Raw genomic sequence first — 23,364 nt, 5'->3', positions numbered from 1 at the left:
GGCGGGCCATCGACGTTAGGATTCACGCATGGGAGAGCGGCCCCTCGCGCCCGCCGCGCCCGAGCTGGTGCTCGAGCTCGACGGAGACGCGACCGTGATGAACCCGAGCCGCGTCTATCGCATCGGACGCGACCCCACCAGCGATTTCGTCCTGTCCGACGCCCGGGTGTCCTGGCACCACGCCGTGCTGCGGGCGGTGGGGGACCACTGGACGCTCGAGGACGAGGGCAGCACGAACGGGACCTTCGCCGACGACCGCCGCGTCGCCCTCGGCCCCGTCGGCCCCGGCACCGTGCTCCGTTTCGGCCACCCCACCGAAGGGCCGATGGCGGTGCTGCTTCCGGCCCGTGCGCCGACCCCGTCCGCCGCTCCCGGCCGGTCCGCCCCGGCGGAGCCCGTACGCCCCGGGTCGGCGCCCCAGGACCGGGCGTCCCCCGGCCCCGTACGACCCGAGCAGGCGTCCCCCGGCCCCGTACGACCGGAGCAGGCGTCCCCCGCGCCCGTACGACCCGAGTCGGCCCCTGCCGCACCCGCACCGCCCGCGCCCGAGCCCCCGCCGTCCGCGCGGCCCCGGCCCGTACGACCGGAGCCCGCCCCCTCGCCCCTGCCGGACGAGGCCCCCGCGGCACCCCCGGCGGCGGCACCTCCGCCGCGTCCGTCGTCCGTCGCGCATCCCGCCCGCACCGGCACGTTCCGGCAGCCGACGTCCGTGCGGCCGCTGCCCGCCCATGCCGTCCGGATCGGCCGCGCGCCCGACAACGACCTCGTCGTCGACGACCTCACCGTCTCGCGCCGCCACGCCGAGCTGCGGGCCCACCCCGACGGCACCTACTGGATCCACGACCTCGGCAGCCACAACGGCACCTTCCTCAACGGCCGTCCCGTCGTCGAGGCGCGAGTCACCGGTGAGGACATCGTCGGCATCGGCCACTGCGCGTTCTGCCTGATCGGCGGGAACCTGGTCGAGTTCACCGACACCGGCGAGGTCTCCCTCGACGTGCAGGAGCTGGCCGTCACCGTGGACCACGGGCGCAAGACCCTCCTCGACGGCGTGTCCTTCCCCGTGGGGCAGAAGTGCCTGCTCGCCGTCGTCGGCCCGTCCGGCGCCGGCAAGTCCACCCTGCTCGGTGCCCTCACCGGCCAGCGGCCCGCGGACCGGGGCACGGTCCTGTACGACGGCCGGGACCTCTACCGGGACTACGCGGAACTGCGCCAGCGCATCGGGCTCGTCCCGCAGGACGACATCCTGCACCTCCAGCTCACCGTCCGCCGGGCCCTCGGCTATGCCGCCGAGCTGCGCTTCCCCGAGGACACCGCGGCCGACGAACGGCGCGCCCGGGTGGACGAGGTGATCGGCGAACTCGGGCTGGAGGAACGGGCCGCCCAGCCGATCCACAGCCTCTCCGGCGGGCAGCGCAAGCGGGTCAGCGTGGCGCTCGAACTGCTCACCAAGCCGTCGCTGCTCTTCCTCGACGAGCCGACGTCCGGGCTCGACCCGGGCATGGACCGCTCGGTGATGCACATGCTGCGCGGGCTCGCCGACGACGGCCGCACGGTCATCGTCGTCACCCACAGCGTGCTCAGTCTCGACGTGTGCGACCGGCTCCTCGTCCTCGCGCCGGGCGGCCGGGTGGCGTACTACGGTCCGCCCGCCGACGCCCTGGACTTCTTCGGCTTCGCCCAGTGGCCGGAGGCGTTCGAGTCCTTCGAGAACGACCGCGACCGCGACTGGGCGGGCCGCTACCGGGGCTCTCCCTTCCACCGCCGGTACATCGAGGAGGCGACCGTCCGGCCGGGCCTCGCCGCCGTTCCCGGAGCGCCGCCGGAGGCGGCCCCGCCGCCACCGCCGAAGGCGCAGAGCTGGGGGTCCCAGCTCCGTACCCTCGTCCGGCGGTACGCGGCGGCCCTCGCCGCCGACCGGACGTTCCTTGCCATCATGATCGCGCTGCCGTTCGTCATGGGCGCGATGGCGCGCGCCCTGTCCGAGGGACGGCTCGGTCCGGAGTCCACCCTGAACGTGCTGCTGATCCTCTGCGTCGGCGGGGTGCTGACCGGGGCGGCGAACGCGGTGCGGGAGCTGGTCAAGGAGCGCACCATCTACCGCCGGGAGAGAGCCGTCGGCCTGTCGCGTTCGGCGTATCTGATGTCCAAGGTGGTGGTCCTCGGTCTGATCACGGTCGTCCAGTCGGTCGTGCTGACCCTGGTCGCGCTGATCGGCGTCCCGCTCGGCGCGCCCGGCGGCAAGGGCGTGCTGATGCCCCCGCTCGTGGAGCTGACCCTCGCCGTCGCCCTGCTGGCCTTCACCGCGATGATGCTCGGCCTGTTCGTCTCCGCCCTGGTGCGCAAGGAGGAGGTGACGATGCCGCTGCTGGTGCTCCTCGCGATCGTCCAGGTCGTGTTCTGCGGCGCGCTGCTCAACGTGAGCGGCACGCCCGTCCTGGAGCAGCTGGCCTGGCTGGTGCCGTCGCGGTGGGCGTTCGCGGCGATGGGCGCGACCGTCGACATCGGCGCGACCGTTCCGGGCGAGAAGACCGCCGATCCGCTGATGGACCACACGCTCGGCGCCTGGCTCTTCGACATGGGGATGCTGCTCGCGCTCTGCGTCGTGCTGGGCCTCGTCGTGGCCAGGCTGCTGCGGCGGCACGAGCCCGTCGTGATGCGGAAGTGAGCGGCGGGCGAGCGGGCCGGCGAGAGCGGAGGGAGGCACCCATGGCCACCGAGTACGTGTCGGCGTACCTGCCGGACTTCCGGCCCACGCACGTCGTGCCGCGCGAGGGGCTGCCCGCGTGGGAGGCACCGGATCCCGCGCTGCCGACGGAGCCGCTGGACGCCTTCCTTCCGGTGCAGCTGGTGGAGCGGGTCGGCGACTGGGGCCAGGTGCTGTGCTCCAACGGCTGGTCCGCGTGGGTCGACGCCCGGCTGCTCGTCTCCGTACCGGCCGATCCGCCCGCCGCGGGCCGGCCGTCCTCCCGCACCGCCGACCCGCGTCCGCTGATCGCCCGGGTGGAGGACGCCCTCGGCCGCTACCGGCGCGCCGCGGAGGAGCTGGCGGCGGGGCGGACGGACGGCGAGACGTTCCGGCGGCGCACCCGGGGACTGCGGGTCGGGATGGTCGTCGACGGCGAGTCGCTGTGGCTGTACGACGCCGAGCACGAGCGGTGGGTGTACTGCGACGGCACGGGCCTGAGCACGTACGCGGCCTCCCTGCGCCCCTCGGCGGTGGCCGCGGCGCCGCCGGGCGAGGTGCCGCACGAGCCCACGCAGCTGGTGTCCCGGCCGCCGGAGGAGGACGGTGCCGGGGAGACGCAGGTGGTGGAGTGGGGCGCGGACGGCCGGGGTGAGGGCCGGTGACGGGACCGGGCGAGCGGGTGAGGACCGATGACCGGGCCGGGTGAGCCGGCGGAGTCGGGGACGGGTCCTGGGCCTGGGCCGGGGCCTGGGCCTGAGCCGGGGCCTGGGCCTGACCGCGGTCCTGACGGCGGGCCTGGCCGCAGGCCCGGCTCGGGCCCGGCCCACGGCTCCGGCCCTGGGCCCGGCGTCGACCACGGCCTCGACCACGGCCTTCCGGCCGGCCGGGACGCCGGGCTGATCGGTCAGCGGATCGCCGGCTACCTGGTGGAGGACGAGGTCGGGCGCGGCGGCATGGCGGTCGTCTACCGGGCGCGTGACCTGCGGCTGGACCGGGTCGTGGCGCTGAAGCTGCTCGCCCCCGAGCTGGCCCGCAACGACACCTTCCGCCGGCGTTTCGCGCACGAGTCGCGGGTGGCGGCGGCCATCGACCACCCGCACATCGTGCCGGTGTTCGAGGCCGGCGAGACGGAGGGCGTGCTCTACATCGCGATGCGGTACGTGCCGGGTCAGGATCTGCGGGCGCTGCTGGACCGGGAGGGCGCCCTGGAACCGGTGGCGGCGGGGCGGATCGCGGTGCAGGTGGCGTCCGCGCTGGACGCGGCGCACGCGCACGACCTGGTGCACCGGGACGTGAAGCCCGGCAACATCCTGGTGGCGGAGGGCACCGACCGGGACCATCCGGAGCACGTGTACCTCACGGACTTCGGCCTGACGAAGAAGTCGCTGTCGCTGACCGGGTTCACGACGGTGGGGCAGTTCGTGGGAACCCTCGACTACGTGGCGCCCGAGCAGATCTCGGGCAAGCCGGTGGACGGCCGGTGCGACGTCTACAGCCTGGCGTGCGTGGTCTTCGAGACGCTGACCGGGGTGCCGCCGTTCCGCAGGGACGACGACATGGCACTGCTGTGGGCGCACCAGTACGATCCGCCGCCCCCGCTGTCGCAGGAGCGCGCGGGACTGCCGGAGGCGGCGGACGCGGTGCTGGCCAAGGCCCTGGCGAAGGTGCCGGAGGAGCGCTACGGGACGTGCCTGGAGTTCGTCGCCGAGCTGCGGGCGGCCCTGGAGCGGGGCGTACGCGGCGCACGGGCGGCCGAGGTTCCGGGCAGCGGCAGCGGCCCCTGGCCGACTGGGCCACCGCCCGAACCGCCGTCATGGGCGCGGCCGGTCTTCCGCGGGATGGCGTAGTTCCGGGTGCCGGGTGCGGTCGGGGGTTCCGCCCCCGCCGCCCGTGGTCCCGGGCCGGGCTCGGTCGCGTCGAAGCCGCCGGTGTCGCGGTGGCTCGGGCCCACGCGGTCGGCCGCGCAGTCGGCCCGTGCCGTCGGCCCGTGCCGTCGGCGTCGTTCCGGACGGCGTCGTTCCGGACGGCGTGGGGAGCTCGGGCGGCACCCGGATCGCGCTGGGGCGAGGAGACGGTGTCCGCGGTCGCCGGCGAGCGGCGTCGCCGAGCCGTCGGACCGCCGGGCAGCCGGGCAGCCGGGCAGCCGTCGCACTCGCCCCGCTCCGAGGACCGGGAGGCCCGGGTCCCTCGTCAGTCGTCCCTGCCGGGGCCGGTCCCGGGGCCGGTCCCGGGACCGGCTTCGGTCCGGTCGGCGGGTGCGCCGTTGTCCGGCACCTCGCCGCGGCGGTGCACGCGGGTGGCGAGCAGGGCTCCGAGGAGGCCGGCCACGAGGCCCCAGAGGAGGCCGAGGCCGACGGTCCGCCAGATGTGGGGGCGCAGGAACACGTCGGCGCCGAGCGCCTCCAGGTCGCCGATGCCGAGGATCGACAGGCCGAAGCGGGCCTCGACGAGGGTGAGGGGGGTGACGACCAGCAGGGTGACGGCGAGGGCGATGCCAAGGTGGAGGGCGTGCCGCCAGGGCGGGACGCGGGCGGGCGAGCGGGCGGCCATGACGAAGGCGGCGGCGAGGACGAGCACGGCGGCGATCGGGAGGAGCCACCAGGCGCGTCCGTCCTGCGCGGCGAGGGAGGAGAGGTCGACCCGCGACAGTTCGCGGCCGCCGTCGCCGCCGCGCAGTACGGCGTCGAGGATCTGGGGCATGGGGAGGCCGAAGGGGCCCTCGGCCCTGCCCTCCCAGGAACCGCCGATGCCGATGCCGAGGGCGAGCCAGCTGACGTTGGGCAGGCCGAGCAGCAGCACGGCGAGGGTTTCCGCGGCGTGCCCCTTGGTGGCGGCGACGACCAGGCCGATGACGAGGCCGACGGCCACGTACGCGAGGAGCAGGAGCAGCATCGCGGAGGCGGCGGGCCGGACGGCCTGGTGGTGGCGGACGAGGCGGGGCGGCAGCGGTGTGCGCCGGGAGACGAGCAGGGCGACGACGAGGACGCCGAGGATCCACAGCAGGCCGTAGAAGAGCGTGGGGCCGACGTCGGGGCGGAAGCCGACGCTGGGGTTCGCCGCGTCGAGGAGGTCCCCGAACAGGTCGCCGAGATCGCCGGTCTCCTCGGTGGTGCCGCCGCCGAGGGTGAGCGGGAAGTCGCGGCGGGCCAGGGCGCAGACGCCGCCGAGCGCGGCCAGCCAGAGGACGACGGTGGGCACGGCCAGGGTGAGGAGGTCTCCGGCGCGGGCGACGGCGTGGTGGCGCAGGGGGCGCAGGAACACGCTTCCGGTGACCATGGCGCCCACCAGGGTGACGGTGAGCGGCATGGCGGTGAGTTCGGCCTGGGTGCCGGCGAGGGCCCCGGCGTCGCCGGAGAGCCCGATCTGCCCGCCCGTGGCCATGACGACGACGGCCGCGAGGACGGCGACGAAGGCACCGGCGCCGCCCGGCAGGTCGGTCGCGCCCGCGGCCCACAGGCCGAGGGCGGCGGTGACGCCCATCGCGAGGAAGCCCGCGACGACGGCGGCGAGGGCCGCCGCCAGATGGCGGGCGAGCCGGACGTGGTCCTCGGTGGGAACGGCCCGGCCGGGCCGGGTGGGGAGCCGGTTGCTCACCCTGCCCACGCTAGTACCGGCGGGTGCGGTCCGCTTGCGGACGGCACCTGGTCGGAGCACACAATGGGCGCGGAACGGAAGAAAGGGAAAAACGTGACTTCCCACCCGCCGTCCGACCGGCCCTCGGTCCCTCCCACCGGACCCCCTTCGGGGCCCCTCTCGGGCCCGTCCACGCGCCCCGGCCCGTCCGGCCCCCCGCCGCCTCCCGGCCCGCCGCGCGGCGGTTCGGGCGGGGGCGGAGGCGCCGGCGGGGGTGGCGGCGGCTCCACCCGGAGCGACGGCCCCGGGGGCGGGGGCGGCGGCCCGTGGTGGCGCTCGGTCCCCAAGGTGGCCTCGCTGACCGCGATCATCGTGGCGGCCGTCGCGCTCGTCGTGGTCCTCACCCAGCGGGGCGGCGACGGGGACGGGAACCAGGCGGGCGCCGGCGGCGGCGAGGTCTTCCTCCAGAACGCCTCGGCGAGCGGCCCCGATCCCTTCACCCGGTCCACGGCCCGCGCCGAGGGCGCGTCCGCCTCCCCTCCGCCGCTGCCCGAGCGGTCGGGCGCGGACGCCAACGCCACGCGGGGCGTGTCGGGCGCGACGCCCGGCCTGTACGGGGGCACGCACCGGATCGCGAGCTGTGACGTCGAGCAGCAGATCCGCTTCCTGTCCGACGAGCCCGCCAAGAACGCCGCCTTCGCGTCGGTGCTCGGCATCCGGGCGACCGAAGTCCCCGGTTACCTGCGGTCGTTGACGCCGGTCCAGCTGCGCGTGGACACCCGGGTGACCAACCACGGCTTCCGCGACGGCTCCCCGGTCCCGTACCAGGCGGTGCTCCAGGGCGGTACGGCGGTGATGGTGGACGACCACGGCGTGCCGCGGGTGCGCTGCGCGTGCGGCAACCCGCTGACGCCGCCGATCGCCCAGAAGGAGCCGAAGCAGGTCGGACCGGCCTGGCCCGGTTACCGGACGAGCAACGTCGTGGTCGTCCAGCCGTCCGTGACGGTGATCAAGGTCTTCGTGATCCACGACCCGCGCACGGACCGCTGGATCGCGCGCGAGCCGGGCGACACGGGCCACCGGGACAAGCACACCACTCCCCCGCCGCGTCCGACGACCTCCCCGCCGACGTCGCCCTCGACCTCCCCGCCCACGTCGCCGTCCTCGCCGGTGCCGTGCGTGTCGGTCACCGGTCCGGAGGCGCCGGCGCCCGTCGACGGCGTCACGCCCTCGCCGTGCCCTTCGCCGCTCGTGCCCAAGACCCCCACGACGCCGTCCGATTCCCCTTCCCCGCCCACGGAGCCGGAGTCACCGCCGGCACCGGCGACGACGACCTCGGGACCCGAGTCCCAGCCGGCCACGGACCTGACGCCGAACGGGTCCTCACAGCCCGCCGCGTCCACGGACACGTCGACGGACACCGCCCCGGGCGCGGCCCCCTTGCGGCCGTCCGCACCGGGCCGGCCCGACGGTCAGCCGCTGATCTGAGAAGGCGGCGCGCAGAGCGACGCGGGGCGTGCGGCGGTACGGGCGTGCCGCCGCAGCACCCGGGCCTCGGCGAGGAAGCCGCTGACGCCGACGGCGATCCCGCTCACGCAGGCGCTCCTCGGCGCCGCCGGGCCGGCCGGACCGGCGGGACCGGCGGGGCCGGCTGAGCGGGCCGCGTGCGCGAGGGCTGTGGCGCCTGTGAGGTGCGGGGAGTGTGCCGCGGCGACCGCAGCGACCGGATCCAATATCCGATCCGCAGGGCCCGGCTTTCTTGGCGGGACCTCGGCGTCTCGACAGGGGATCCAGCCCTCAACGTCCGGATCCAATATCCGATATCCAACGGCGCGGCGACCCTCTCCTCGGCGCGCCGCTGCCACATCCTCTCGTCACGATCAGTCAGGTATCCGGACATCTCCCTGCTCCTCTCCCCTGGCCACCAGGCCAATGTCCGCAGTCTGTAGCCTTATTGGCCTGGTCGGCACAGCCAATAAGGAGTGATTGGCATGGCAGAGGGTCGAGTGGTCCGTACCGTGGTCTCCGTGTCGGACCGCATGCTGAGCGGCCGACAGCTGGCGGCGCTGCTGACGCCCCCGGCCGAGGGCCGCTTCGGCTACCGCGAACTGGCCCGGGCGGTGCGGGAGACGCTGCTCGACGGCCGGGTCGCGCTCAGGATGCGGCTGCCCGCCGAGCGCGAACTGGCCATGGCGCTCGGCGTCAGCCGGACGACCGTCACCTCCGCCTACGACCTGCTGCGGGAGAGCGGCTACGCGCACAGCCGGCAGGGCGCCGGCACCTGGACGGCGCTGCCCGAGGGCCAGCCGGCGGCCGGACCCGCCGCGATCCACGGGGACACGGACTCGGTCATCGACCTCGCGCTCGCCGCGCCCGAGGCACCCGCCGACGTCCTGGCCCTGGCGCTGACCGAGGCCGCCGCCGAACTGCCCCGCTACGCGGCCGCCCAGGGCTACCACCCGTACGGGCTCCCGGAACTGCGCGCGGGCATCGCGCACCGGTACACGGCCCGTGGGCTGCCCACCCGGCCCGAGCAGATCCTCGTGACGACGGGCGCGCAGCAGGCCCTCGCGCTGGCTCTCGCCCTGCTCGGCGGGCCCGGTGACCGGGTGCTCGCCGAGAGCCCCTCGTACACCAATGCCCTGGACGCCATGCGCGGACAGCGGCTGCGGATCACGCCCGTGCCGGTGACGGAGACCGGCTGGGACACCGGACTCATCGACGCGGCACTGCGGCAGACCGCGCCGCGCCTCGCCTATCTCATCCCCGACTTCCATAATCCGACCGGGCGCCTGATGCCCGAGGAGCAGCGGGGCGAGGTGGCACGGGCGGCGCGGGCCACGGGGACGTGGCTGGTGGTGGACGAGACCCTGTCCGACATCGCCCTGGACGTGCCGGCACCCCGTCCCTTCGCGGCCTCGGCCGGCCCCGGCACCGGGGAGCAGATCATCAGCGTCGGCTCGCTCAGCAAGAGCTGCTGGGGCGGGCTGCGGGTCGGCTGGGTGCGCGCGTCCTCGCGGGTGGTGACCGAGCTCGCCCGGGTCCGGATCACCCACGACCTGGCCGGGTCGGTGCTCGACCAGTTGGTCGCCGTCGCCCTGATGGGCCGGATCGACCCGTTGCTGCCGGGGCGTGCGGCGGAGCTGCGGCGGCGCCGCGAGGCCCTCGTGACGGCGCTCGCCCGGCACCTGCCGGAGTGGCACTGGACACTGCCGCCGGGCGGGCTGTGCCTGTGGATCGACCTGGGCCGGCCCGTCGCCTCCCAGCTCGCGGCCCGCGCCCTGCGGCACGGGGTGCGGGTGGAGGGCGGGGCCCGCTTCGGGGTGGACCCGGGCACGCACGAGCACCGGCTGCGCATCCCGTACGCCCTGCCGGCCGAGGTGTACGAGACGGCGGCCGAGCGGCTCGCCGCCGCCCTGGAAGGGGCTCCCGCGCGGATCTCCGACCCCGGCCTGCCCGACTGGGTCGCCTGAGCACGGACGGGGGGGCCTCGGTCACGGCCCCGCCGGGACGACGCGCACCGATAATCGGATGCCCCGGGCAACGGTGCTGTGTACGGTCGGAACAGTGGAACCATTGACCGACAAACAGATCCGCGCGTCCTTCGTCAACTGCTCGAAGGGTGACGCGTCCCGCATGAAGCTTCCGCTCGACTTCGCCGAGCTGCCCTGGGAGGACCTGGACTTCCTGGGCTGGGTCGACCCGGGCGCGCCGCTGCGGGCCCATCTCGTCGTCCCGCGCCCGCAGGGCCCGGTGGGCATCACCCTGCGGGTGCCCGCGGTCGGCCGCACCAGCGCCGTGAAGTCCAGCATGTGCCAGATCTGCCTGACCTCCCACGCCTCCTCGGGCGTGACCCTCCTGGCGGCGCCGCTGGCCGGCGCGCGCGGCCGCGAGGGCAACACGGTCGGCACGTACGTGTGCGCCGACCTCGCCTGCCCGCTGTACGTCCGCGGCAAGCGGCAGCCCAAGCTGCGCGGCCCGCGCCACCAGGAGTCGCTGAGCCCGGACGAGCAGATCGACCGGATGATGGGCAACCTGAACGCCTTCGTGGACCGGGTGACCGCCGGGTGAAGACGGTACGACGGTCGGCCGCCGGCCCTGCGGTCGGCGGCCCTTCCGTCGCCGGCCGTGCGGTCGACGGCCGTGCGGTCGGCCGTTCCGTCGGCGGTCGTGCGGTCGACGACCGTCAGCCGAGGCGGGTCAGCGGAAGGCCTGCTCGCCGGTGAGCGCCTTGCCGATGACCAGGGAGTGCACCTCGCTGGTGCCCTCGTACGTGAGGACCGACTCCAGGTTGTTGGCGTGGCGCATCACCGGGTACTCCAGGGTGATGCCGTTGGCCCCCAGGACGGTGCGGCACTCGCGGGCGACGGCGATGGCCTCGCGCACGTTGTTGAGCTTGCCCACGCTGATCTGTTCGGGGGTCAGGGTGCCGGCGTCCTTGAGGCGGCCGAGGTGGAGCGCGAGCAGCATGCCCTTGCCGAGTTCCAGGGCCATGTCGGCGAGCTTCTGCTGCGTCAGCTGGTAGGAGGACAGCGGCCGGGCGAAGACCGTGCGGTCGGCGGCGTAGGAGATCGCCGTCTCCAGGCAGTCGCGGGCGGCGCCGAGGGCGCCGAAGACGATGCCGAAGCGGGCCTCGTTGAGGCAGCCGAGCGGGCCGGACAGGCCGCGGGCCTCCGGGAGCATCGCGTCGGCGGGCAGCCGGACGTCCTCCAGGACGAGTTCGCTGGTGACGCTGGCGCGCAGGGAGAGCTTCTGCTTGATCTCCGGCGCGCTGAAGCCGGGGGTGTCCGTCGGCACGACGAAGCCGCGGACGCCGTCCTCGGTGCGGGCCCAGACGACGGCCACGTCGGCGACGGAGCCGTTGGTGATCCACATCTTGGTGCCGTTGAGGATCCAGTCGGAGCCGTCGCGCTTGGCGTGGGTGCGCATGGCGCCGGGGTCGGATCCGGCGTCCGGCTCGGTCAGGCCGAAGCAGCCGATGTACTCGCCGGCCGCCATCTTGGGCAGCCAGCGCTGCTTCTGCTCCTCGGAGCCGAACTTCCAGATCGCGTACATGGCGAGCGAGCCCTGCACCGACACCAGGGAGCGCAGGCCGGAGTCGACGGCCTCCAGTTCCATGCAGGCCAGGCCGTACGCCACGGAGCCGGTGCCGGCGCAGCCGTAGCCCTCCAGGTGCATGCCGAGGACCCCGAGGCCGCCCAGGGTGCGGGCGAGCTCGCGGGCGGGGATGGCGCCGCGCTCGAACCACTCGGCGACGTGCGGGCGCAGTTCGCGGTCGGCCAGGGCACGGACGGTGCGGCGGATCTCCCGCTCCTCGTCGGTGAGCAGCCCGTCGATCGCGAGCAGATCGAGCGGGTGGACGGGCGCGGACTGCGACGAACGCGACGGCTGCGGCGACGACTTCACGAACGGCCTCCTGGCGACTGTGGCAACGCGGCGAGCCGAAGCGTAGCCCCAGATTGGATATTGGATCCAGTATTGAATATCCGATCTCCGGTGCGTACGGTCCGCTTGGATCCGATCGCCGACGCGCCCCCGGCGCCCCGCGGTCGACGCCCCTCGATCGCCGTGTCGCGGTCGACGCCTCACCACGAAGGAGAGCGGCATGGACGCGCAGCAGCCGGAGGCGGGCCCGGCCGGCGCCCTGTCCGGGATCGTCGTCGCGGACTTCGGCCGGGTGCTGGCCGGGCCGTACATGACGATGCTCCTCGCCGACCTCGGCGCCGAGGTCGTGAAGATCGAGCGCCCCGGCTCGGGCGACGACACCCGCGCGTGGGGGCCGCCGTTCGCCGACGGGCAGGCCACCTACTTCCTGGGCGTGAACCGCAACAAGCGTTCGGTGGCTCTCGATCTGGCCGACCCGGCCGACCTGGAGACGGCCCGGGCGATCGTGGACCGGGCCGACGTGCTCGTGGAGAACTTCCGGCCCGGCACCATGGACCGGCTCGGCCTCGGCTACGAGCGGGTGCGGGCCACCAATCCGGGTCTCGTCTACTGCTCCGTGACCGGCTTCGGCTCGGCCGAGGGCGCCGCGCTGCCCGGCTACGACCTGCTCGTGCAGGCCATGGGCGGCCTCATGAGCGTCACCGGTGAGCCCGGGGGGCCGGGCACCAAGGCGGGCGTCGCCCTGGTCGACGTCATCACCGGCCTCCATGCGGGCATGGGCGTGCTCGCCGCGCTCCGCCACCGCGAACGCACCGGCGAGGGCCAGCGTCTGGAGGTGTCCCTCCTCGGCTCGCTGCTGTCCGCGCTGACCAACCAGGCGGCGGCCCACCTCGCCGCGGGCGTCATCCCGCGCGCCCTCGGCAACCGGCACCCCAGCATCACCCCGTACGAGGTGTTCGAGGCGAGCGACCGTCCCCTGGTGCTCGCCGTCGGCAACGACCGTCAGTTCCGCGCCCTGTGCGAGCGGATCGGCAGCCCCGGGCTCGCCGACGACCCCCGCTTCGCCACCAACACCGCCCGGGTCGCGCACCGGGAGGAACTGGTCGCGGAACTGTCCGGGCCCCTCGCGCGGCGCACCGCCGACGCCTGGTTCGACGACCTGACCGCGGCCGGGGTGCCCTGCGGCCCCATCAACGACCTCGCCGGCGCCTTCGCGCTCGCCGACCGCCTGGGCCTGCGGCCGCGCGTCCCGGCCGAGGACGCCGGCCCCGGGCAGGTCGCCCACCCGATCGCCTTCGGCACCACCCCGGCGGTCTACCGCGCCGCGCCGCCGCGCCTGGGCGAGCACACCGCCGAGGTCCTGGCGGAACTCGGGTTGTCCACAGGCCGCGACCGCCCGTCACCGGTGCGTAGGAAGATGAACGGCACGCAGTCGAGGGAAGGGGCACAGCCATGAGCGGCACGGTGGAGCGTCGGCGGCCACGGACGGCCCAGCAGTTCGTCCTGGAGGAGTTGCGCCGCTCCATCACCACCGGGGAGTTGCGGCCGGGCGACCCGATCCGGCAGGACACCCTGGCGGCCCGCCTCGACGTGAGCCGGGTCCCGCTGCGCGAGGCTCTGAAGACGCTGGAGGCCGACGGCCTGGTGGTGCACCACGTCCACCGGGGCTACTACGTCGCCGAGTTGTCCCTGGCGGACCTGGAGGAGATCTACCGCATCCGGCGGCTCCTGGAGACGGAGGCGGTCCGCGCGGCCCTGCGGCGCATGCCGGACGGTCTGATCGACGCGCTGGAGCGAAGCCAGGCGGACGTGGAGCGGGCCGCCGGGGCGGGCGACGTGACGGCCATGGCCGAGGCCAACCGCCGCTTCCACTTCGCGCTGGTGGAGGCCTCCGGCATGCCTCGCCTGGTGCGGCTGATCGCCACGCTGTGGGACGCGACCGACGCCTACCGCGCCCTGTACTACGCCCAGGACCCCCACCGGGAGGCGGCCGTCCACGAGCACCGGGCGGTCATCTCGGCCGTGACCGAGGCGGACGAGGCCGCGGCGGTGCGCTGGCTCGACGAGCACCGCGACCACGCGGTGGCCGCGCTGCGCGAGGTCCTCGGCCCGGAGTGACCCGAACCGGCGCCCGTACGGGGGCGCGGCGCGGGTGCTGCTGCCCCGCGCGTGCCGCGGTGGCACGACGGTGCGAGCCGTGTCGCCCGGCTCCTGGTGGCCCTGACGGCGGGCCCCGCCGACGGGGTACGGGGTCGTGCCCGACGCCACGGCCCGCCAAGGCGCCGCCCCGCCGAGCACACCCCGGGCCCGCAGGGCGAGACCCCCGCCCGTACGCCTCGCGGGAGCCGTGTGGTCGGCCGCTTGGCCGTCGACGGCGGGCTCCGGCCCGTACCTCCTGCGGGAGCCGCACCCCTCCTCGTACGGGCCCCTCCTCGTGCGGCCCCTCCTCGTACGGTCGGGCAGCCGTCTCCGGGCGCGGCGGCGCTCGACGCGCGTACCTCGTGCGGGTCTTCCGGGATCGACGACGCCACAAGGCGCCCGGTGCGCCGTACGGGGGCGCGCGGCGGGGGTGAGGGTGCCTGACCTGGTGGATCCCCGCCCGCGCGGCGTGCCCGCCCGCCGGTGCCGGCCACGTCCGCGCCGCTGGACCGGGCCTCACCGGCGCCCTGCCCCGCGGTCCTCGGGTCCCCGGCCCTCCCGCGTGAGGGATCATGAACGAAGGAGCCGAGAAGGGACGGACCAACGATGAGGCACCGCAGTGTCGCCGACCTCATGACACCGACCGCGGTCGCGGTCCAGCCGGGCACTCCGTTCAAGGAGATCGCGCGGCTGCTCGACGAGTACGGCATCACCGCCGTGCCCGTGGTCGACGAGGACAACCGGCCGGTGGGCGTCGTCTCCGAGGCGGACCTGCTGCGGCGGCACACCGACAAGGACGGCCCCAGCACCGCGGAGGCCATGATGTCGAGTCCGGTGGTCGTCGCCCGCCCGTCCTGGACGGCGGTGGAGGCGGCGCGGCTCATGGAGCGGCACCGGGTGAAGCGGCTGCCCGTGGTGGACGCGGACGGACGTCTGATCGGTGTCCTCAGCCGCAGCGATCTGATCCAGCTCTTCCTGCGCCGTGACCGCGCCATCCAGGAGGAGATCCTGGAGGACGTCGTCACCCGCATCCTGGGCCTCTCCCCCGCCTCCCTCCACATCGACGTGGCCGAGGGCCGGGTGACGCTGAGCGGCAGGCTGCCGCGCCGCGGTCTCGCGCCGATCTTCGTACGGCTCTGCGAGGACGTGGACGGCGTGGTGGAGGTCGTCGACCGGCTGGTGTACGAGGACGAGGAGCCGGGCGAGGAGAAGGCCGGGGAACCGTCCCGGCCCCAGGGCGGGGACCGGGACGCGGGCGGGGCCGGCCACCGGCCCGACGGCGAGGAGCGGCCCGAGGGCCCCGACGCCCCCGCGCGAGCGCCCGTCCGGTGACGCGCGGCGAACGGGCCGGACCCTGACGGCCGGCGGACGGACCGCGACGGCTCGCGACGGCCCGCGGACGCGCCGGACCCACCGGGCGCGAGCGGCACCGACGGGCCCTGCGGCCGGACGGAACGGGTCGCGCCCTGCGGGCCGGACGGAACGGGTCGCGCCCTGCGGGCCGGACGCGCCGGGCCCGCCCCGCGGGCCGCCCGTCGGCCGGGTGATCAGACAGCGGCCGGGCGCACCTCTTCCCGCCCCGGCGGCGGGTCGAGGGGAGGGGCGGCCGGCTACTCGACCGCCTCCGGCCAGCCGTATCCGGGTCCGGTGCGCCGCGGCACGGTGTCGGCGCCGGCGGCCTCCATCTCCCGGTTGGCCTCCCTCATCAGCTGTCCGGCCAGATCCTTCATGGCCCTGCCCGCGGCGAGTTCGTCACCGATCACCGGCACGTCCGCGTCCGCCGGGTTGCAGCGCGCGGTGCCGTGACCGGTGAGGGTCGACGTACCGGTGTCCAGGCGCGCCTCCGCCCTGGTCCTGCCGCCCTCCTCGACCAGGTCCACGCCGACCTTCCACTCCAGGTGTCGTGTCATGGTCCGCCTCCTCGTGCCCGCGGCCACGCGGAACCGCCGCGCGGCCCCTCTCCCTTCAGGATCCCGCCGCCGCCGCGGTGGCGCCACGCGGTGATCGCCGCCGTCTGGGCGGGCGGCCGGTTCGCCACCGATACTGCTGGGGCGGCCGCGCCCGGCCGGGCCGGCCGTGCCGCACGACCTCACCTGGAGGTGCTCATGCGCATGTTGATCAATGTTCCGGAGACCGTGGTCGCCGACGCGCTGCGCGGGATGGCCGCCGTGCATCCCGAGCTGACGGTGGACGTGGAGAACCGGGTCGTGCTGCGGCGGGACGCGCCGGTGGCCGGTCAGGTGGCCCTGGTGTCGGGCGGCGGTTCGGGCCACGAGCCGCTGCACGCCGGTTTCGTCGGCCCGGGGATGCTCGCGGCGGCCTGCCCCGGCGAGGTGTTCACCTCTCCGGTCCCGGACCAGATGGTGCGGGCGGCGGCCGCGGTGGACAGCGGTGCGGGTGTGCTGTTCGTGGTGAAGAACTACACGGGCGACGTGCTCAACTTCGAGATGGCCGCCGAGCTGGCGGAGGACGAGGGCATCCAGGTGGCGAAGGTGCTCGTCGACGACGACGTGGCCGTGACCGACAGCCTGTACACGGCGGGGCGGCGCGGCACCGGGGCCACCCTGTTCGTGGAGAAGATCGCGGGGGCGGCGGCCGAGGAGGGCGCGCCGCTGGAGCGGGTCGAGGCGGTCGCCCGGCGGGTGAACGAGCGGTCCCGGAGCTTCGGGGTGGCGCTGAGTGCCTGCACCACTCCCGCGAAGGGCTCGCCCACCTTCGCACTGCCGGACGGTGAACTGGAGTTGGGCATCGGCATCCACGGCGAGCCGGGCCGGGAGCGGCGCCCGATGATGACCTCCGGGGAGATCGCGGACTTCGCCGTCGACGCGGTCCTGGACGATCTACGTCCGAGGGGTCCGGTGCTCGCCCTGGTGAACGGGATGGGGGCGACACCGCTGCTCGAACTGTACGGGTTCACCGCCGAGGTGCAGAGGGTCCTCGGCGAGCGCGGGGTGCCGGTCGCCCGGACCCTGGTCGGCAACTACGTGACCTCGCTGGACATGGCGGGCTGCTCGGTGACGCTGTGCGAGGCGGACGAGGAGCTGCTGCGCCTGTGGGACGCGCCGGTGCGGACGCCGGCCCTGCGCTGGGGCCGGTGAGCGGCGCGTGGGCGACAGCGCACCGGACCGGAATCGACCGGGTGAGGCCGGGCCGGGTGAGGCCGGGCCGGAGGAGGCCGGAGTGGGCGAGGCCGGAGTGGGCGAGAGCGGAGTGGGCGAGAGCGGAGTGGGCGACGTGACGACGGAGACGGACGCGACGGAGTACGGGGCCGAGGTCTTCCGGGACTGGATGGCCGCGGCGGCCGCCGCCGTGGACCGGGAGGCGGACCGGCTGACGGAACTGGACTCGGCGATCGGGGACGCCGACCACGGCGCCAATCTGAAGCGGGGCTTCGCGGCCGTCACGGCGGCCCTGGAGAAGGACCCGCAGGCGACGCCGGGCGCGGTGCTCACCGCCGCCGGACGACAGCTGATCTCCACGGTGGGCGGGGCGTCCGGGCCCTTGTACGGAACGCTGCTGCGGCGCACCGGGAAGGCGCTGGGCGACGCGGAGCGGGTGTCCCGCGCGGCCCTCGCCGAGGCCCTGACGGCGGGGGTGGCGGCGGTGGCGCAGCTGGGCGGGGCGCAGCCGGGCGACAAGACGATGCTGGACGCGCTGGTGCCGGCGGCAGAGGGGCTGGCCACCTCGTTCGCGGCGGCCCGCGAGGCCGCGGAGGCCGGTGCGCTCGGGACCGTACCGCTGCGGGCGCGCAAGGGCCGGGCGAGCTATCTGGGCGAGCGGTCCGTCGGCCACCAGGATCCCGGTGCGACGTCGTCGGCGCTGCTCGTCGCGGCGCTCGCGGAGGTGACGGCATGACGGCCCGGGTGGGGATCGTGCTGGTCTCGCACAGCGCGGCGGTGGCCACGGCGGTGGCCGAGCTGGCCCGGGGTCTGGCGGGCGGCGGGGACACCGCGCCGGTGCGGGCGGCGGGCGGCACCCCGGACGGCGGCCTGGGCACCAGTGCCGAGCTGATCGCCGAGGCGGCGAGGGCGGTCGACGGGGGCGCCGGCGTGGCGCTCCTGGTGGATCTCGGCAGCGCGGTGCTGACGGTGAAGGCCCTCCTCGCGGAGGGCGACGAGCTGCCGGAGGGCGCACGTCTGGTGGACGCCCCGTTCGTGGAGGGGGCGGTGGCGGCGCTGGTGACGGCGTCGGCCGGCGGCGATCTCGACGCGGTGGCGGCGGCGGCCGCGGAGGCGTACGCGTACCGCAAGGAGTGAGGTCGGCGCTCCCGCCACGTCGAGGGGCCGCCCGGGGGCACCGGGCGGCCCCTGGTTGTGGTGTCCGGCACATCGCACCCACCACGTTGTGCAACTTGTTGCACAAACCGTGGCGCGTCGTCTACAACAAACGGTGACGACCCCCGCGCGAGGAGGCGCCCCGATGGCCCCGCACACCCCGTACCCGCACCTGCTCAGCCCGCTGGACCTCGGGTTCACCACCCTGCCCAACCGGGTGCTCATGGGTTCCATGCACGTCGGTCTCGAGGAGGCCGAGCACGGATTCGAGCGGATGGCCGCCTTCTACGCGGAGCGCGCCCGCGGCGGCGTCGGGCTGATCGTGACTGGCGGCATCTCGCCCAACGAGGCGGGCCGCCCTTGGGACGGCGGGGCGAAGCTGACCTGCGCCGAGGAGGTGGCCGAGCACCGCGTGATCACCGACGCCGTGCACGCCGAGGGCGGCCGGATCGCGATGCAGATCCTGCACTTCGGCCGCTACGCCTACCACCCGGCGCTGGTCGCCCCGAGCCCGATCCAGGCGCCGATCAGTCCGTTCCCGCCGAACGAGCTCACCGACGCCGAGGTGGAGCAGACGGTCGAGGACTACGCCCGGTGCGCCGAGCTCGCCAAGGAGGCCGGCTACGACGGCGTCGAGGTGATGGGGTCCGAGGGCTACCTGATCAACGAGTTCATCGCCTCGGCCACGAACCAGCGCACCGACCGCTGGGGCGGCAGCTACGAGAACCGGGTGCGCTTCCCGCTGGAGATCGTCCGCCGGATCCGCGAGCGGGTCGGCGAGGACTTCATCCTGATCTACCGGCTCTCCATGCTCGACCTGGTCCCGGGCGGATCCACCCTGGAGGAGGTCGTCGCCCTCGCCAAGGAGATCGAGGCGGCCGGCGCCACGATCATCAACACCGGCATCGGCTGGCACGAGGCCCGCATCCCCACCATCGCCACCTCCGTGCCGCGCGGCGCCTACACCTGGGTGACGAAGCGGCTGATGGGCGCGGTGTCGGTGCCGCTGGTCACCAGCAACCGCATCAACACCCCCGAGGTCGCCGAGGCGATCCTCGCCGAGGGCCGCGCCGACATGGTCTCCATGGCCCGCCCCTTCCTCGCCGACCCCGCGTTCGTGGCGAAGGCCGCCGCCGGCCGCGCCGAGACCATCAACACCTGCATCGGCTGCAACCAGGCGTGCCTCGACCACACTTTCAGCCTGAAGATCACCTCCTGTCTCGTGAACCCCAGGGCCTGCCACGAGACCGAACTGGTCCTCTCCCCCACCCGTCTGGCCAAGCGCGTCGCGGTCGTCGGCGCCGGCCCGGCCGGGCTCGCCTGCGCCGTCGCGGCGGCCGAACGCGGCCACACCGTCACCCTCTTCGACGCCGGGTCGGAGATCGGCGGCCAGCTCAACGTCGCCAAGCAGGTGCCGGGCAAGGAGGAGTTCGACGAGACGCTGCGCTACTTCCGTGTCCAGCTGGCCGAGCGCGGGGTCGAGGTCCGCCTGAACATCCTGGTCACGCCGGCCGATCTGGAGGGCTACGACGAGGTCGTCGTCGCCACCGGAGTGACCCCCCGCACCCCCGCCATCGAGGGCGTCGACCACCCGAGCGTGGTCGGCTACCTGGACGTGCTGCGCGACCGCGTCCACGTCGGCGAGCGGGTCGCCATCCTCGGCGCGGGCGGCATCGGCTTCGACGTGGCCGAGTTCCTCACGGACGGAGGCGAGGGCGCGAGCCAGGATCCGGAGACGTACTTCCGGCAGTGGGGCGTCGACACCTCCTACGCCTCCCGGGGCGGTCTGCGCACCCCGGAGCGGCCCCGGCCGCCGCGCCAGGTCCACCTGCTCCAGCGCAAGACCACCAAGGTGGGCGCGGGCCTCGGCAAGACGACCGGCTGGATCCACCGCACCGAGCTGAAGCACCGCGGCGTCACCATGGTGGCGGGAGCCTCCTACGAGCGCATCGACGACGAGGGCCTGCACCTGACCGTCGACGGCGAGCCGCAGCTGCTCCCGGTGGACACGGTGGTGCTGTGCACCGGCCAGGAGCCGCGCCGCGGCCTGTACGAGGAGCTGGTCGCCGCGGGCCGCACGGCGCACCTGATCGGCGGGGCGGACGTGGCCGCCGAGCTGGACGCCAAGCGGGCCATCGACCAGGGCACGCGGCTCGCCGCCGCCCTGTGAGCCGGCGGACCCCATGAGCGCCCCGGCCGGCCGAACCTAGGATGCGTCCATGTCCCTCTCGCACGCGATCCTCACGGCGCTGCTCGAGAAGCCGTCCTCCGGTCTCGAACTGACCCGCCGGTTCGACCGGTCGATCGGCTACTTCTGGTCGTCGACGCACCAGCAGATCTACCGCGAGCTCGGGAAGCTGGAGCAGGCGGGGCACATCCGTGCCCTGCCCGCTCCCGTCCCCGCACGCGGGCAGAAGAAGGAGTACGAGGTGCTCCCGGCCGGCCGCGCCGAGCTGGCGGCCTGGGTGGGAACCAGCGAGGATCCCAAGCCGATGCGTTCGGCCCTGCTGCTGCGGATGCGCGCCGCGGCCGTGGTGGGCGGCCGGGGCCTGCGGGCCGAACTCGAGCGCCACCTCGGGTTGCACCGGCGACAGTTGGACGAGTACCTGGAGATCGAGGAGCGGGACTTCCCGCCGGAGCGCCGCGCGACGGAACCGGACCGGCTGCGGCACCTCGTCCTGCGCGGCGGTATCGATCTGGAGCGGTTCTGGGTGCAGTGGCTGACGCACGCGCTGGAGGAGCTGGGCGGCCAGGAGGAGCCGGCCGGACCCTGATCCGCCGCTGTCCCAGCCTCCCCCGCCGCCCCGATCCGCCCCCTCCCCCGCCGCGCTGATCCGCGGCCCTCCGCCGCCGCCCGGCCCCCACTCATCCGCCGCCCTACTCCGCCGCCGCCCGGCGCCAGGCCGCGTCCCGCAGGAGGCGCAGCCCGTTGAGGCCGACGAGGACGGTGGAGCCCTCGTGCCCGGCGACGCCGAGGGGCAGGGGCAGGTGGCCGGCCAGGTCCCAGACGACCAGGGCGCCGATGCACGTGCCGGCGATCACCAGGTTCTGGACGACGAGGCGGCGGGCCCGGCGGGAGAGCGCCACGACGGCGGGCAGGGCGGCGAGTTCGTCGCGGACGACGACGGCGTCCGCCGTCTCCAGGGCGAGGTCGGAGCCCGCCCGTCCCATGGCCACGCCCGTGTGGGCGGCGGCGAGGGCGGGCGCGTCGTTGACGCCGTCGCCGACCATCAGGACCCGGCGGCCGGCGGCCTCCCACTCCCGTACGGCGTCCACCTTGTCCTGCGGGAGAAGGCCGCCGCGTACGTCGGCGATGCCGGTCTCGTGCGCCACCCGGGCGGCCGCGCCCGTGTTGTCGCCGGTCAGCAGGGCGGGAGCGCTGCCGGTGAGGCGGGTCAGGGCGGCGACGGCTTCCGGGGCGCCGTCGCGCAGCCGGTCGGAGAACTCGAGCACGGCGGCCCGTTCCCCGTCCACCAAGACCTCGACCGCGGTGTCGGTGTGCTCGCCGGCCGCCCGGCGGACCGTCACCTCCCGGCCGAGGACCCGCGCCCGTACGCCCGTACCCGGCACCGAGGCGAAGTCGGTCACCTCCGGGATGACGAGGCCGCGGGCGCGGGCCTCGGCCACGACGGCGTGGGCGAGCGGGTGTTCGCTCGGGAGCTCCGCCGCGGCGGCCAGGGCGAGGGTGCCGGGGTCGCCGTGCACGGCGGTGACGCGCGGCGTGCCCTCGGTGAGGGTGCCGGTCTTGTCGAGGGCGACGCGGTCGACGGTCCCGAGGCGTTCCATGACGACGGCGGACTTGACGAGCACGCCGTGGCGTCCGGCGGTGGCGATGGCGGACAGTAGCGGCGGCATGGTGGCGAGCACGACCGCGCAGGGCGAGGCCACGATCATGAAGGTCATGGCCCGCAGGAGGGTCTCGGTGAAGTCGGCGCCGAAGGCGAGGGGGACGGTGAAGAGGGCGAGGGTGGCCGCCACCACGCCGACCGAGTAGCGCTGTTCGATCTTCTCGATGAAGAGCTGGGTGGGTGCCTTGGTGGCGCTCGCCTCCTCGACGAGGGCGACGATGCGGGCCAGGACGGTGGCGCCGGGTTCCTTGTCGACGCGTACGCGGAGCGCTCCGGCGCCGTTGAGGGTGCCGGCCCACACCTCGTCGCCGGGCGCCTTGGGGGCGGGCAGCGCTTCGCCGGTGATGGTGGCCTGGTCGACGTCGCTCGTGCCGGCCAGGACGGTGCCGTCGGCGGGCAGCCGTTCCCCGGGGCGTACGAGGACGGTGTCGCCGACCGCGAGGGTGGCCGCCGCCACGGTCTGCTCGCCGGTCGCGGTGAGGCGGACGGCGCTCGCCGGGGCGAGGTCCATCAGTCCGCGGACGGAGTCGGCGGTGCGGCGGGTGGCGAGGGCTTCGAGGGCGCCGGAGACGGCGAAGATGACGATGAGCAGGCCGCCGTCGAGGAACTGGCCGATGGCGGCGGCGCCCAGGGCGGCGACGACCATGAGGAGGTCGACGTCGAGGGTCCGCTCGCGCAGCGCCTTCAGCCCGGCGAGTCCGGGTTCCCAGCCGCCGGCGGCATAGCAGACGGCATAGAGCGGCCCCCAGGCCCAGCCGGGGGCGCCGGCCAGGTCGAGCGGGAAGGCGCACAGGAAGGCGAGGGCGGCGAGGGCGGCCCAGCGGACCTCGGGCAGGTCGCTGACGCGGGCCCGGCGCGCCGGGGGCGGCGGGGCCGGGCGCGAGGGCGCCGCGGGGGTGCGGAGTGCCGGGGAAGCCATGGGGCACAGCCTTTCGGGACAGGGGACGGAGGCGCGGGCATGCGGGGGCCGCGCCTCCCATCACCATAGCGGAATACATGAAGAGCTCTTCATTCATTGACCGGCAGTCGCCGCTACGATGAGCACATGGGACACGGAGTGACAGGCCAGGCGACCGCGGCGGCGCACCTCGACGCGGAGTCCGCGGCCACCATCGCCGAGACCCTCCAGGCACTCGCCACCCCGTCCCGGCTGATGATCCTCACCCGCCTCCGCCAGGGCCCCTGCGGCGTGACCGAACTCGCCGCCGCCGTCGAGATGGAACAGTCCGCGGTCTCCCACCAGCTGCGCCTGCTGCGCGCCCTGGGCCTGGTGACCGGCGTCCGCCAGGGCCGCCGGATCGAGTACAGCCTCTACGACAACCACGTCGCCCAGCTCCTCGACGAAGCCGTGTACCACATCGAGCACCTGCGCCTCGGCGCCCGCGACGTGCCGCGCCCCGGCGTGGATACTGGTCAGTCCTAGACCACGAGGATCCACGGGGGTGTGGGTCCGCCA

General features: G+C 75.0%; 20 protein-coding genes. 15 read left to right on the top strand and 5 right to left on the bottom strand.

The annotated features are described in order from the left end of the window. Window positions 1–28: 28 nt before the first annotated feature. The 3 genes from ABD954_RS32055 to ABD954_RS32045 all read left to right on the top strand — a co-directional run bounded on the left by ABD954_RS32055 (window position 29) and on the right by ABD954_RS32045 (window position 4,536). A complete protein-coding gene (locus ABD954_RS32055) occupies window positions 29–2,668 on the top strand; it encodes an FHA domain-containing protein (RefSeq protein WP_345491357.1) in 2,640 nt (879 codons plus the stop codon). A gap of 41 nt (window positions 2,669–2,709) precedes the next feature. Then, complete coding sequence (locus ABD954_RS32050) at window positions 2,710–3,351, top strand: hypothetical protein (RefSeq protein WP_345491355.1); 642 nt, start codon at window positions 2,710–2,712, stop codon at window positions 3,349–3,351. 264 nt (window positions 3,352–3,615) lie between these two features. After that, the gene (locus ABD954_RS32045) at window positions 3,616–4,536 is read left to right on the top strand and encodes a serine/threonine-protein kinase (RefSeq protein WP_345491353.1); all 921 of its coding nucleotides are present in this window, start codon (window positions 3,616–3,618) and stop codon (window positions 4,534–4,536) included. 343 nt (window positions 4,537–4,879) lie between these two features. Here ABD954_RS32045 and ABD954_RS32040 read toward each other — a convergent pair whose 3' ends face one another. Then, the gene (locus tag ABD954_RS32040; RefSeq protein WP_425584086.1) at window positions 4,880–6,292 is read right to left on the bottom strand and encodes a streptophobe family protein; all 1,413 of its coding nucleotides are present in this window, start codon (window positions 6,290–6,292) and stop codon (window positions 4,880–4,882) included. Window positions 6,293–6,376: 84 nt separating this feature from the next. On the opposite strand from ABD954_RS32040, the gene ABD954_RS32035 reads away from it, so the two are divergent. Then, window positions 6,377–7,750, top strand: coding sequence for a DUF6777 domain-containing protein (locus tag ABD954_RS32035; RefSeq protein ID WP_345491351.1), 1,374 nt, complete (start codon window positions 6,377–6,379; stop codon window positions 7,748–7,750). Here ABD954_RS32035 and ABD954_RS32030 read toward each other — a convergent pair. Continuing rightward, on the bottom strand, window positions 7,735–7,857 hold the full coding sequence (locus tag ABD954_RS32030; protein WP_345491349.1) for a hypothetical protein: 123 nt from the start codon (window positions 7,855–7,857) through the stop codon (window positions 7,735–7,737). The two genes, ABD954_RS32035 and ABD954_RS32030, sit on opposite strands and share 16 nt — an antisense overlap. Before the next feature lie 396 nt (window positions 7,858–8,253). Here ABD954_RS32030 and yczR point away from each other — a divergent pair, with 396 nt between their 5' ends. Together yczR and ABD954_RS32020 are read left to right on the top strand one after the other, a co-directional pair. Then, a complete protein-coding gene (gene yczR, locus ABD954_RS32025; protein ID WP_345491347.1) occupies window positions 8,254–9,735 on the top strand; it encodes a MocR-like transcription factor YczR in 1,482 nt (493 codons plus the stop codon). Between the two features lie 94 nt (window positions 9,736–9,829). Further along, on the top strand, window positions 9,830–10,333 hold the full coding sequence (locus ABD954_RS32020) for an FBP domain-containing protein (RefSeq protein ID WP_345491345.1): 504 nt from the start codon (window positions 9,830–9,832) through the stop codon (window positions 10,331–10,333). Between the two features lie 129 nt (window positions 10,334–10,462). Here ABD954_RS32020 and ABD954_RS32015 read toward each other — a convergent pair whose 3' ends face one another. Continuing rightward, the gene (locus tag ABD954_RS32015) at window positions 10,463–11,668 is read right to left on the bottom strand and encodes an acyl-CoA dehydrogenase family protein (RefSeq protein ID WP_345491343.1); all 1,206 of its coding nucleotides are present in this window, start codon (window positions 11,666–11,668) and stop codon (window positions 10,463–10,465) included. A gap of 199 nt (window positions 11,669–11,867) precedes the next feature. Between ABD954_RS32015 and ABD954_RS32010 the strand changes: the two genes are divergently transcribed. The 3 genes from ABD954_RS32010 to ABD954_RS32000 all read left to right on the top strand — a co-directional run bounded on the left by ABD954_RS32010 (window position 11,868) and on the right by ABD954_RS32000 (window position 15,118). After that, a complete protein-coding gene (locus tag ABD954_RS32010) occupies window positions 11,868–13,103 on the top strand; it encodes a CaiB/BaiF CoA transferase family protein (protein WP_345491341.1) in 1,236 nt (411 codons plus the stop codon). After that, entirely contained in the window at window positions 13,100–13,765 is a 666-nt protein-coding gene (locus ABD954_RS32005) for a GntR family transcriptional regulator (RefSeq protein ID WP_345491339.1), read from the top strand. Before ABD954_RS32010 ends, ABD954_RS32005 begins: the two co-directional genes overlap by 4 nt. A gap of 627 nt (window positions 13,766–14,392) precedes the next feature. After that, window positions 14,393–15,118, top strand: coding sequence for a CBS domain-containing protein (locus ABD954_RS32000; RefSeq protein WP_345491337.1), 726 nt, complete (start codon window positions 14,393–14,395; stop codon window positions 15,116–15,118). Window positions 15,119–15,396: 278 nt separating this feature from the next. Here ABD954_RS32000 and ABD954_RS31995 read toward each other — a convergent pair whose 3' ends face one another. After that, window positions 15,397–15,696, bottom strand: coding sequence for a DUF1876 domain-containing protein (locus tag ABD954_RS31995; RefSeq protein WP_345491335.1), 300 nt, complete (start codon window positions 15,694–15,696; stop codon window positions 15,397–15,399). 195 nt (window positions 15,697–15,891) lie between these two features. On the opposite strand from ABD954_RS31995, the gene dhaK reads away from it, so the two are divergent. From dhaK to ABD954_RS31970, 5 genes are all read left to right on the top strand, one after another. Then, window positions 15,892–16,884: a dihydroxyacetone kinase subunit DhaK gene (gene dhaK, locus ABD954_RS31990; protein WP_345491333.1), complete on the top strand. Its 993-nt coding sequence runs from the start codon at window positions 15,892–15,894 to the stop codon at window positions 16,882–16,884. A 190-nt stretch (window positions 16,885–17,074) separates the two neighbouring features. Then, window positions 17,075–17,641: a dihydroxyacetone kinase subunit DhaL gene (gene dhaL, locus ABD954_RS31985; protein ID WP_345492603.1), complete on the top strand. Its 567-nt coding sequence runs from the start codon at window positions 17,075–17,077 to the stop codon at window positions 17,639–17,641. Next, complete coding sequence (locus tag ABD954_RS31980; RefSeq protein WP_345491331.1) at window positions 17,638–18,042, top strand: PTS-dependent dihydroxyacetone kinase phosphotransferase subunit DhaM; 405 nt, start codon at window positions 17,638–17,640, stop codon at window positions 18,040–18,042. Before dhaL ends, ABD954_RS31980 begins: the two co-directional genes overlap by 4 nt. A 163-nt stretch (window positions 18,043–18,205) precedes the next feature. After that, window positions 18,206–20,230, top strand: a complete 2,025-nt coding sequence (locus tag ABD954_RS31975) for an FAD-dependent oxidoreductase (protein WP_345491329.1) — start codon at window positions 18,206–18,208, stop codon at window positions 20,228–20,230. Between the two features lie 49 nt (window positions 20,231–20,279). Further along, the gene (locus tag ABD954_RS31970) at window positions 20,280–20,834 is read left to right on the top strand and encodes a PadR family transcriptional regulator (protein WP_345491327.1); all 555 of its coding nucleotides are present in this window, start codon (window positions 20,280–20,282) and stop codon (window positions 20,832–20,834) included. A gap of 103 nt (window positions 20,835–20,937) precedes the next feature. Here ABD954_RS31970 and ABD954_RS31965 read toward each other — a convergent pair whose 3' ends face one another. Further along, complete coding sequence (locus tag ABD954_RS31965; RefSeq protein WP_345491325.1) at window positions 20,938–22,827, bottom strand: heavy metal translocating P-type ATPase; 1,890 nt, start codon at window positions 22,825–22,827, stop codon at window positions 20,938–20,940. 126 nt (window positions 22,828–22,953) lie between these two features. On the opposite strand from ABD954_RS31965, the gene ABD954_RS31960 reads away from it, so the two are divergent. Further along, window positions 22,954–23,331: an ArsR/SmtB family transcription factor gene (locus tag ABD954_RS31960; protein WP_345491323.1), complete on the top strand. Its 378-nt coding sequence runs from the start codon at window positions 22,954–22,956 to the stop codon at window positions 23,329–23,331. Window positions 23,332–23,364: the final 33 nt, after the last annotated feature.

This window comes from Streptomyces roseoviridis, assembly GCF_039535235.1.
GTDB lineage: Bacteria > Actinomycetota > Actinomycetes > Streptomycetales > Streptomycetaceae > Streptomyces > Streptomyces roseoviridis.
Note: the sequence above shows the minus strand (reverse complement) of the source record. Positions and strands in the feature narration are given on the sequence as shown.